Raw genomic sequence first — 11,616 nt, 5'->3', positions numbered from 1 at the left:
AATTTTTTATTTATTTTTGGCAGGTACAGATTATTCCAAGTTAAAAACAACTACAATGAAAAATAAAACCTTTTGGTTATTCAGCACCACTACAATCTTCGTTATTTCAATAGCATTTGGTTATACAAAATTAGCCAATATACCAAAAAAAGAAACTGCACAGGAATGCCATGAAACCCCGCATAAATCTGAAAGTGAGTTTAAGCCTACTATAGAAAACAAAAACAAACCAACAGGAAAAACACCGAAAGGGATGGTATGGGTTCCTGGAGGGGAATTTTCAATGGGATCAAATGTTGAGGATGAAAGTTTATGCAGTATAAAAGGCGTTACAAAAGACGCTGCTCCTATTCATCGTGTGTATGTTGACGGCTATTATATGGATGAAAACGAAGTAACAAACGAAGAATTTGAAAAATTTGTAAAAGCAACCGGTTATGTAACAGTCGCCGAACAAAAGCCAACAAAAGAAGAATTTCCATCAGCAAATGATGAAGATTTAATTGCAGGCTCTGCTGTCTTTACCCCTACACCATCTGCCATTAATCTGAATAATTTTCTACAGTGGTGGCGTTACCAACCAGGCGCTGACTGGAGACATCCGGAAGGACCGCGAAGTTCTATTAAAGGAAAAGAAAAATATCCAGTAGTTCATGTTGTTTATGAAGATGCTCAAGCTTACGCAAAATGGGCAGGAAAAAGACTTCCGACAGAGGCTGAGTGGGAATTTGCAGCCCGCGGCGGAAAAACCGGAAATCTGTATGCCTGGGGAAATAATTTAAAACCTGACGGAAAATTTCAGGCGAATATTTATCAGGGACAATTCCCTATAAAGGACGGCGATACTGGTGAAGATGGCTTTAAAGGAATTGCGCCTGTAAAACAATACGCTCCAAATGCTTATGGTTTGTATGATATGGCCGGAAATGTCTGGGAATGGGTTCATGACTGGTATAGTGTAAATTATTATAAATCATTAGCAGAAAGCGGAAAAACCGTAAGAAATCCACAAGGGCCTGATGCTTATTACGACCCTAACGACACATCAGAAGTAAAAAGAGTACATCGAGGCGGTTCGTTTTTATGCACAGATCAATATTGCACCCGATACATGGTAGGAACAAGAGGAAAAGGCGAAATCAGATCTGCAGCTAATCATGTAGGTTTTAGATGCGTAAAAAGCAAATAACAAACTCAAAATACCGGAAGGGACTCAATCCAGAATCCCTTTTTTATTACTTGTGATATTAAAAGCTAAATTTTTACGCAGAAAAAATTTCTATATTTGCTAAAAATTCAAAAAAATGCAACATATCATAGATCGCTTTATCAGTTATGTAACAATTGACACCGAATCGGATCCAAATTCACAAACAACACCAAGTACAGCAAAACAATGGAACCTTGCTAATAAATTAGTGGAAGAGCTAAAAGCAATTGGCCTTGAAGATGTAACGATTGATGACAAAGCCTACATCATGGCAACGCTTCCGAGCAATGTTGATTATGAAGTCCCAACCATTGGATTTGTTTCACATTTTGACACTTCACCGGATTTTAGCGGAGCGAATGTAAAACCTCAAATCGTTGAGAATTATGACGGAAAAGATATCGTTCTGAATGCTGAGAAAAATATCGTTTTGTCGCCGAATTATTTCAAGGATTTATTATTATATAAAGGTCAGACCATTATCACAACTGACGGAACAACTTTGTTAGGAGCCGATGATAAAGCCGGAATTACTGAAATCGTTTCGGCAATGGAATATTTAATTCAGCATCCGGAAATCAAACACGGGAAAATCAGAATTGGTTTTACGCCGGATGAAGAAATCGGTCGTGGAGCGCATCATTTTGATGTTGAAAAATTTGGAGCACAATGGGCTTACACGATGGACGGAAGCCAGATTGGTGAACTGGAATATGAAAACTTCAATGCAGCCGGAGCTAAAATTACTTTCAAAGGAAAAAGTGTTCATCCCGGTTATGCCAAAGGAAAAATGATCAATTCGATGCTGATTGCAAATGATTTTATCAATGAACTTCCAAAAGGAGAAACACCTCAGGAAACTAAAGGTTACGAAGGTTTTTTCCACGTTCATCATATAAAAGGAAACATTGAAGAAACTGTTTTAGAATTGATTATACGTGATCATAATAAGAGTAAGTTTGAAAAACGCAAAGCTTTAATTGAAAAAATTGCTAAAAAATTCAACAAAAAATTTGCGAAGCAATATGGCGAAGATATTGTGATTGCCGAAATTAAAGACCAGTATTACAATATGAAGGAAAAAGTGCTTCCGGTAAAACATATTGTAGATATTGCCGAAAAAGCAATGCGCGAATTAAACATAAAACCAATTATAAAACCTATTCGAGGTGGTACGGACGGATCTCAACTTTCATTTATGGGATTGCCTTGTCCTAATATTTTTGCGGGCGGCCATAATTTCCATGGAAAATATGAATATGTTCCTGCAGAAAGTATCCAGAAGGCAACTGATGTTATTGTGAAAATTGCTGAATTAACAGCAATTCCGGAAATTTTTGATGCTCCTAAAAAGAGTAAAAAAAGAGGATAATTTGGAATTTTAAATTTGAAAATCTTTTATTTCTCATTTTTTTGTCATTTCGACGAAGGAGAAATCACACTCGGAATTCGACAAAGATTGGCGACATTCTGCATGGAGTTTCTAATGTGATTTCTCCTTCGTCGAAATGACAAGATTGTACAAAAACAAAAAATCCCAAACTCCAGTTTTAAAATTGGAATTTGGGATTTAATATTTTTTGAAACTTTAAAAAAACTTAAGCCTTTTTAGCATTCAAAGCAGCGCTCATTTCCATTGAGATTGCAGAACGCTCTAATTTTAATTTTCCAGACATTGTTTCGATTACAACAGTAGTTTCAGCTAATTCAGCAATTTTACCGTGAAAACCACTTTTTGTCACTATTTTGTCACCTACTTTCAGGCTGCTTTCAAATTCTTTTTCGTTTTTTGCTCTTTTTTGCTGCGGTCTGATCATAAAGAAATAGATTACCACAAACATTAAAAGAAATGGCGCAAATTGCGTTAATTGTCCTCCCATAATTAAATTCTGTTTTTGATTTATATTTAAAATATTCTTTTTTGGAATTTGGTATTTGATTTTTAGAGTTTATTTAAAATTACATCAACCCTCTTCCAACCTTAATCATCTTTTTATTAGCAGTAAGTTCTTTTACAAGATTATCTAAAATTCCGTTGATAAAAATACTGCTTTTTGGTGTAGAATACTCTTTTGCAATTTCTAAATATTCGTTCAGCGTTACTTTTACCGGAATTGAAGGGAATTTCAAAAATTCGCAAATAGCCATTTTCAGAATAATTGTATCAATTTCTGCAATTCTTTCGCTATCCCAGTTTGGTGTTTTATCATCGTATTCTTTTGCTAAAACGGTTTCATTTAAAACGGTACGTCTGAATAAATCTTTTGCAAAATCCTTATCTTCAACATCTTTATACAATTTCGGAACCCTGAAATCATCCGGATCTTCTGTTTTAATTGCTTTTAACTGTTTTACGATATGTGTATTTACAACTGGAATATCATCAACCCATGTTAATTTATCGTCTTCCAGATACTCATACAGCTTTTCATTTGGAACAATAACATTTTCAAACAAATCTATTACAAATTGTCTGTCTTCTTCAAAAGTATTCACATTGTTACTCATGTATTTCGCATACAGATCACTTGCTTTAATATCATTTAAAAGCAATAAAATATAGTCATCATTTAATGACCAGTTATTTATTTTACGATTTTCTAAAGCAATGCTAAGAGAGTTGCTTTCGGCCAAAAGTTGAAAAATTTTGTTTTTGATGAATTTTTCGTTTGGATTACGTTCTGCAGCAGTTGCAAGATGTTTTTTACTTGAAAGATGTAAAAAAACAGACTCTTTTTTACAAATCTCAATCAATGAAGAAAGCATTATTAAATATAAATCCTGAATATTATCTATGCTGTAAAAAAGAAATTTTTCTTCTTTTTCCAGATTATCAGAACCGCTTTGATGCATTGCATAAATGGATTGCATGACTTTAATGCGTAAGTGTCTTCTATTTACCACCTTGTAAGAACTTTTAAAAATTAGTCTGCAAAAATAAGAATTAAAGAAATTATATTAAAATTTAATCCAATAAAAAAATCCGTGAAAATGAATTAAATTTCAGCCTAAAAAAATCTCAGTTTCAAGTAACCGCTGTATAACAACTGAAACTAAAAACTGAGACTGAGAATTTAAACTACAAAATTATTTTTTTCCGTTCTCGATTTTTCTCTGATCGATGCGGTTCTGAGCAATTGTAAGAGCAGCTTTATGTGTTGTTAAACCATTTTTAGCTGCAAAATCGATAATTTCCAAAGTTGTATTGTAGATATTTTCGGTCTTGCTCATGATTTCAGCTTTACCATAATGTGCTAATTCTGCATAAACATTAATAATTCCACCTGCGTTGATTAAGAAATCCGGAGCGTATAAAATGCCTCTTTCCTGTAATCTTGCTCCATGAATGTTTTCATCTGCCAACTGATTGTTTGCAGCACCGGCGATCACTTTTGCCTTAATTTTTTCTATCGTACCTTCATTAATTGTAGCCCCCATTGCACATGGTGCATAAATATCAACATCTGCAGTATATAAGTCTTCGCCAGTATAAATGTTTGCATTATACTTTTGAGCTACCTGATATAATTTTTCTTCATTAATATCCGTAATGGTTACCTGTGCTCCTACTTTAGTCAAATATTCAACCAAAGTTTCACCCACGTGTCCGATTCCCTGAACTAAAACTTTTTTACCTTCTAAAACATCAGAACCAAACTGACTTTTAGCAGCAGCCTTCATTCCTAAATAAACGCCATAAGCTGTAACAGGAGAAGGATTTCCCGAACCACCTCTTTCTTCAGAGATTCCTGTTACATAAGGTGTAACATCCCTAACGGTATCCATGTCTTTTGTTTCCATTCCAACATCTTCAGCTGTAATATATCTTCCGCTAAGAGAATGAACAAATTCACCAAACTTACGCATTAGCTCAGGTGTTTTCTGGGTTTTAGCATCACCAATAATAACCGCTTTACCGCCACCAATATTTAGTCCGGTAATGGCAGATTTATAAGTCATACCTCTTGAAAGGCGCAAAACATCGTTTAGAGCTTCCCATTCAGTAGCATAATTCCACATTCTTGTACCTCCTAAAGCTGGTCCCATAACCGAATTGTGAATACCAATAATTGCTTTTAAACCTGTATCTTTGTCATTGCAAAATACAATTTGTTCGTGATCATTAAAAGATAACTGACCAAAAACAGGGTCCATTTTTTGAAGTTCCTTTCCAGTTGCGAAAGTTGCATCCATAGCTAGTGTTATTTAGTTAAAATTATGAATTCGTCAAAAAGACAACTCAAACATACATAAAAAATACACATGTGCTAATTTTTAAACTTATAATTAATAATTTTACAATATTATTGTTTTGATTAAAGTGCAAATTATTATATTTTTAATTCATAATAATTCAAAATTTTAAATCAATTTAATATCACATTTCTTAAAAAAATGAAAGAATTAAGCTATTTAAACAAATATTTCATTAAGTACAAATACAGTTTTTCTTTTGGAATTTTAATCACTATAATCGCACAAATATTTTTCTTATTTACTCCAAAACTGGTTAGCCAGTCTTTTGATACAATTGAAAAATTCCTGAAATTATCTGAAACTGATCGGAAATCTTCAATAATTATTGGATATTACAAACAGGATTTAATCCATAATGTATTGTTAATCATAGGAAGTGCAATTGTTGCCGGATTTTTAACTTTTTTAATGCGCCAGACTTTAATTGTAATGTCGCGCCACATTGAATTTGATTTAAAAAATGAGGTTTTTAACCAATATCAAAAACTTTCCCAGAATTTCTACAAGCAAAACCGAACAGGGGATTTAATGAACCGTATTAGTGAAGACGTTTCAAAAGTTCGTATGTATGTTGGACCTGCAGTTATGTACACAATCAATACTTTTATACGTTTTGCCATTGTTATTATATATATGTATAATGTGTCCCCATTATTGACTTTATATACACTGCTACCACTACCTATTTTATCGTATTGTATTTTTAAACTGAGTTCTGAAATCAATAAACGCAGCACCACTTTTCAACAATATTTATCAAAAGTTTCCAGTTTTACTCAGGAAATATTTTCAGGTATCCGCGTCATCAAAGCTTATTCTTTAGAAAATCAACACCAGAACAACATGATTGCCTTGTCTGACGAAAGCAAAAGCAAAAGTTTAAGCCTGGCAAGAGTCCAGTCGCTGTTTGGCCCTTTGATGATTGCCCTTATCGGAATCAGTAATCTGGTGGTTATTTATTTTGGAGGTGTGATGTACATTAACGGAACGATTCCGAACATCGGAACTATCGCCGAATTTATTTTATACGTCAATATGCTTACCTGGCCAGTGGCTTCATTGGGATGGGTTTCATCAATGGTTCAGGAGGCAGAAGCTTCTCAAAAACGTTTAAATGAATTTTTGAAAATTGAGCCTGAAATCAAAAACAACAATCCTGATTCATCAGATATCCAAGGTTCAATTGCTTTTGAAAATGTTAGTTTTACTTATGAGGACACCAATATTGAGGCTTTAAAAAATGTGACTTTCTCAGTCAAAAATGGAGAAACACTGGCTATTTTAGGAAAAACTGGTTCCGGAAAATCAACTATATTATCTTTAATTTCACGTCTGTATGATGTTACCGAAGGAAAAATCACAATTGATGGCAATGAAATCAGTACTTTGAATCTGAATGACTTAAGAAATAACATCGGAATTGTGCCTCAGGATGCCTTTCTATTTTCGGATACTATTAAAAATAATATCAAATTTGGCAACCAGAATGCAACCGATGAACAAGTAATTGAGGCTGCAAAAAATGCAGTAGTCCACGATAACATCATTGCTTTCAATAAACAATACGACACTATTTTAGGAGAAAGAGGTATCACGCTTTCCGGTGGACAAAAACAGCGTGTTTCTATTGCCCGCGCAATTATTAAACACCCTGCCATTTTGCTTTTTGACGACTGTCTTTCAGCAGTTGACACGGAAACAGAAGAAACAATTCTGAACAATTTATTTGAAATCTGCAAAAACAAAACAACCATAATTGTTAGCCATCGTGTATCGTCTGCAAAAAATGCTGACAAAATTATTATCTTAGAAGATGGGCAAATCATTCAACAAGGTTCTCATAATCAATTAATAAATCAGGAAGGCTATTATTCAGCGTTATATTTAAAACAACTTTCGGAAAAAGAATTACTTTAAATGTTGCGTAATAGATAATTTTTTATGATTTTTGAGTACTATTAATTCCAAAATGATAGAACGTATTATGAGAGAAAACGACATGTTAGAAAAAGAAGAGATTTTTTCTAAAGTATTACGAGCAGGAAGAAGAACTTATTTCTTTGATGTGAGAGCTACTAAAGCTGACGATTATTATATCACGATTACTGAAAGCAAAAAATTTACTGAAGAGGATGGTTCTTTTCATTTTAAAAAACACAAAATTTATCTGTACAAAGAAGACTTTAGCTCATTTGCTGAAATTTTAGACGAAATGACTTCTTATGTCCTGAACCACAAAGGAGAAGAAGTAATATCTGAAAGACATCAAAAAGATTTTAAAAAAGAATATAGTTCTGATAAAGCGGAAGGGCAAAGATCAAGCTTTACAGATATCGACTTTGACGATATTTAATTCCATATAACTTTTCGAAAAGTACGAGTCCAATATGTTCAGCATTTTGGACTTTTTTTATATATTTAAGTTTTTAAAACTACTAGCTTTGAAAACATTAACCACAAGATTACTTTATTGTTTATTATTTACTCTATTAATAAGTTCAATATCTTACAGCCAAAAACCAGATTTAAATGTTGAAAAAAATATAGACAAGGTCATAAAAAGCATGACTTTGGAACAAAAAATCGGTCAGGCATGTCTGAAAGGAACTTCCAGCAGAAGCAAAGGATTGTCTGAGGAACTTAAAAAAGAAGTCCGAATGGGATTGGTTGGAGCCATTTTAAACCTTACAGATCCTGATCTCGTTCTTCAAATACAAAAAATTGCAGTAGAAGAAAGTCCAACACACATTCCGCTATTGTTTGGCAGGGATGTTATTCACGGATACAAAACTATTTTCCCGATTCCTTTAGGATTAGCTGCATCCTGGAATATGGAATTGGTTGAAAAAACATCAAAAATCGCAGCTAATGAATCCTATTCAAGATGCATCAACTGGATCTATGCCCCAATGGTTGATATTGCCAGGGATGCCCGTTGGGGAAGAATTGCAGAGTCCCCGGGCGAAGATCCTTTATTGGCATCCCGATTAGGAACTGCTTACATCAAAGGGTTTCAGGGAAATGACCCTTCTGTTCCCGGGCAAATTTTAGCCTGTGCCAAACATTTTGCAGCCTATGGTGCCGCAGAAGGAGGAAGAGACTACAACACGGTCAGCATGGCTGAATCCTTACTTCGAAATGTGTATTTAAAACCTTTTGAAGCAGCAGCAAAATCCGGCGCAGCAACTTTTATGACTTCATTTAATGACACCAACGGAATTCCGGCTTCAGGAAATGGATTTTTACTAAAGAAAATTTTACGTGAAGAATGGAAATACGATGGTTTTGTGGTGAGTGACTGGAATTCGGTTACTGAAATGATCCCACATGGTTACGCCGCTGATGAAAAAGACGCTGCTCTTAAATCAGCATCTGCCGGATTAGATATGGAAATGACCAGTTTATCTTATGCAAATCATTTAAAAATACTGATTGCTGAAAAGAAAATTTCTGAAAAACAATTAGATGAAATGGTACGCAATATCCTTAGAATAAAATTCAGGGCCGGTGTTTTTGACAATCCGTATTTTAAAGACCGTGAAAAATTCTCCTTATTAAATGCAGATGCTTTACAAACTGCGAGAACAGCTGCCATTAAAAGCTGCGTTTTATTAAAAAACGAAAATCAGATTTTGCCTTTAAAACCGAATCAAAAAATTGCTGTAATTGGACCATTAGCAGATGCTCCAAGAGAACAATTAGGAACATGGGTTTTTGATGGCAACAAAGAAGATTCTCAAACGCCTCTTAAAGCTTTACAAAATAGTTTTGGAGAAAATAATGTATTTTATGCTTCCGGACTTTCACATAGCCGTTCCTTATCTGAAGAGGGATTTACAGCTGCAATAACAGCTGCTAAAAAATCAGATGTTATTTTGTTTTTTGCCGGAGAAGAAGCCATTCTTTCTGGAGAAGCACATTCAAGAGCAAATATTAATCTGCCGGGATTACAAGAAAAACTGATAGCCGAATTACAAAAAACAGGAAAACCAATAGTCTTAATCCTAATGGCAGGAAGACCAATAACTTTAGGAGCTGTTTTGCCAAAAGTAAATGCAGTAATTATGGCCTGGCATCCGGGAACGATGGCTGGCCCGGCAATTTCTGATATAGTATTGGGGGAGGTAAATCCATCTGGAAAACTACCTGTAACCTGGCCAAAAGAAGTTGGTCAGATTCCGATTTATTACAATCATCCTAACACAGGAAGACCTGCAGATCCAAAAACTTTTGTAGCTATTCAGGATATTCCGGTCGAAGCCTGGCAAAGTTCTTTAGGAAACAATTCGCATTATCTTGATGCAGGTTATGAACCTCAGTTTCCTTTTGGATTTGGATTGAGTTATACCTCTTTCTCCTACGAGAATTTAAAAATTGAAAAAGCTGTCCTTAGAAATAATAATAACAGTGAAAAGTTAAACGTTTCAGCTGTTGTTACCAATACAGGAAACCGTACAGGGACAGAAACTGTTCAATTATACGTTCGTGATATTACAGGAAGTATTGTCAGACCTGTCAGGGAGCTTAAAGATTTTATACAAATCGAATTAAAACCGCAGGAATCTAAAACGATAAACTTTTCAATTCCTGTTTCAGACTTTGCTTTTTATAATGATAAAATGGAACTAAAAACAGAGCCGGGTGATTTTAAAGTATGGATTGCTTCGAATGCTGAAAATGGTCTGGAAGGTGATTTTAAAATTGAATAAAATAATTATATATGAAAAAAATAGCGTTTTTACTTAGTTTGTTTATTATTGGACTTTCGTCTTTTGCCCAAAAATCAGAATATGAGGTAAAAGAAAACATTCAGTATTATAATGCAGCCATCAATAAATCTGATTCTTATATTAATGAAAGATGTGTTTTAGACATCTATTATCCAAAAAATACCAAGGGATTTGCTACGATAGTCTGGTTTCACGGAGGCGGATTAACCGGTGGCAGCAAAGAAATCCCTGAAGCATTAAAAAACAAAGGCTTTGCTATTATTGGGGTTAATTACAGATTATCTCCAAAAGTAAAAGCAGCAAAATGTATTGAAGATGCAGCTGCAGCTATAGCCTGGGCTTTTAATAACATGGCAGCCTACGGAGGTGATACTTCCTCAATTTTTGTTTCAGGGCATTCTGCCGGCGCTTACCTGGCATTGATGACTGGCCTGGATAAAAAATGGCTTCAAAAAGAAAATATTGATGCCAATAAAATAGCTGGATTAATTCCGTTTAGCAGCCAATGCATTACCCATTTTGAAATTAGAAGAGAAAACGGAATTCCCGAAAAACAACCCACAATTGATGCTTTTGCCCCTTTATTTCATGTTCGGGCAGATGCTCCGCCTGTTTTATTAATTACAGGAGACCGTGAACTGGAAATGTTAGGCCGATATGAAGAAAACGCTTATATGGAGCGTATGATGAAACTTGTTGGACATAAACAAATCAAACTTTTTGAATTGGACGGATATGGACACGGTATGACTGAACCTGGTTTTCCATTATTGGTAAACGAAGTAAACCGAATTTTAAAAGAAAAACAACCTAAAAAATAATTATTAAAAAAATCCACGGCAATGGAGACACAACTATTAATTTTACCCGGACTTGGAAATTCAGGCGACAAACACTGGCAAACCTTTTGGCATAAAAAATTTAAAAATTCAATACGCCTGAATCAGGACAACTGGGATGAACCGGTTCGGGAAGATTGGATCACACGTTTAAACGAAGAAGTTTCAAAACTGGAAAATCCAACGATTTTAGTTGCACATAGTCTCGCTGTTTCTTTGGTTTTACATTGGGCAGAAACCAATTCTAATAAAAATATCATCGGCGCTTTATTAGTAGCTCCCGCAGATGTGGATTCTCCGGAACATACACCGGATGTTATTCGAAATTTTTCACCAATGCCACTTTATCAATTGCCATTCCCTTCAATTGTTATTGCGAGTGAAAATGATCCTTATGCTTCTTTCGAAAGAAAAGAATATTTTGCCAAAATGTGGGGAAGTGATTTTGTAAATGTGGGTCAGCAAGGACACATCAACTCTGATTCTGATTTAAAATATTGGGAAGAAGGGCAATTAATTTTGCAACAGTTAATAGAGAAAATAAAGTGATTTTAAAGAGTCTTTCAGTATCCGTTTATAT

At 34.5% G+C, this 11,616-nt stretch carries 10 protein-coding genes; 7 read left to right on the top strand and 3 right to left on the bottom strand.

The window, feature by feature from the left end; translation table 11 throughout:
* The first annotated feature begins 55 nt into the window (after nt 1–55).
* Both OZP09_RS18425 and pepT read left to right on the top strand, forming a co-directional pair.
* Nucleotides 56–1,189, top strand: a complete 1,134-nt coding sequence (locus OZP09_RS18425) for a formylglycine-generating enzyme family protein (RefSeq protein WP_281309786.1) — start codon at nt 56–58, stop codon at nt 1,187–1,189.
* 115 nt (nt 1,190–1,304) lie between these two features.
* Nucleotides 1,305–2,582, top strand: a complete 1,278-nt coding sequence (gene pepT, locus OZP09_RS18420) for a peptidase T (RefSeq protein ID WP_269235126.1) — start codon at nt 1,305–1,307, stop codon at nt 2,580–2,582.
* A gap of 226 nt (nt 2,583–2,808) precedes the next feature.
* On the opposite strand, the gene yajC is transcribed toward pepT, so the two are convergent.
* The 3 genes from yajC to OZP09_RS18405 all read right to left on the bottom strand — a co-directional run bounded on the left by yajC (nt 2,809) and on the right by OZP09_RS18405 (nt 5,404).
* The gene (gene yajC / locus OZP09_RS18415) at nt 2,809–3,090 is read right to left on the bottom strand and encodes a preprotein translocase subunit YajC (RefSeq protein WP_269235125.1); all 282 of its coding nucleotides are present in this window, start codon (nt 3,088–3,090) and stop codon (nt 2,809–2,811) included.
* Nucleotides 3,091–3,169: 79 nt separating this feature from the next.
* The gene (gene nusB / locus OZP09_RS18410; RefSeq protein WP_269237915.1) at nt 3,170–4,081 is read right to left on the bottom strand and encodes a transcription antitermination factor NusB; all 912 of its coding nucleotides are present in this window, start codon (nt 4,079–4,081) and stop codon (nt 3,170–3,172) included.
* Nucleotides 4,082–4,297: 216 nt separating this feature from the next.
* Nucleotides 4,298–5,404, bottom strand: coding sequence for a Glu/Leu/Phe/Val family dehydrogenase (locus OZP09_RS18405; protein ID WP_269235124.1), 1,107 nt, complete (start codon nt 5,402–5,404; stop codon nt 4,298–4,300).
* A 201-nt stretch (nt 5,405–5,605) separates the two neighbouring features.
* Between OZP09_RS18405 and OZP09_RS18400 the strand changes: the two genes are divergently transcribed.
* From OZP09_RS18400 to OZP09_RS18380, 5 genes are all read left to right on the top strand, one after another.
* A complete protein-coding gene (locus OZP09_RS18400; RefSeq protein ID WP_269235123.1) occupies nt 5,606–7,384 on the top strand; it encodes an ABC transporter ATP-binding protein in 1,779 nt (592 codons plus the stop codon).
* A gap of 67 nt (nt 7,385–7,451) precedes the next feature.
* Entirely contained in the window at nt 7,452–7,820 is a 369-nt protein-coding gene (locus OZP09_RS18395; protein ID WP_223681236.1) for a PUR family DNA/RNA-binding protein, read from the top strand.
* 211 nt (nt 7,821–8,031) lie between these two features.
* Complete coding sequence (locus OZP09_RS18390) at nt 8,032–10,176, top strand: glycoside hydrolase family 3 N-terminal domain-containing protein (protein ID WP_281310770.1); 2,145 nt, start codon at nt 8,032–8,034, stop codon at nt 10,174–10,176.
* 11 nt (nt 10,177–10,187) lie between these two features.
* Nucleotides 10,188–11,018 (top strand): alpha/beta hydrolase, encoded by an 831-nt coding sequence (locus tag OZP09_RS18385; RefSeq protein WP_269235121.1) that lies wholly within the window; start codon nt 10,188–10,190, stop codon nt 11,016–11,018.
* Nucleotides 11,019–11,039: 21 nt separating this feature from the next.
* Nucleotides 11,040–11,585 carry an RBBP9/YdeN family alpha/beta hydrolase gene (locus OZP09_RS18380; RefSeq protein WP_269235120.1) on the top strand — a complete coding sequence of 182 codons (546 nt, stop codon included), beginning with the start codon at nt 11,040–11,042 and terminating at the stop codon, nt 11,583–11,585.
* Nucleotides 11,586–11,616: the final 31 nt, after the last annotated feature.

The organism is Flavobacterium flavigenum, from assembly GCF_027111255.2.
Lineage (GTDB): Bacteria > Bacteroidota > Bacteroidia > Flavobacteriales > Flavobacteriaceae > Flavobacterium > Flavobacterium flavigenum.
The sequence above is the reverse complement of the archived record's forward strand: the minus strand, read 5'-3'. Positions and strand labels throughout refer to the sequence as shown.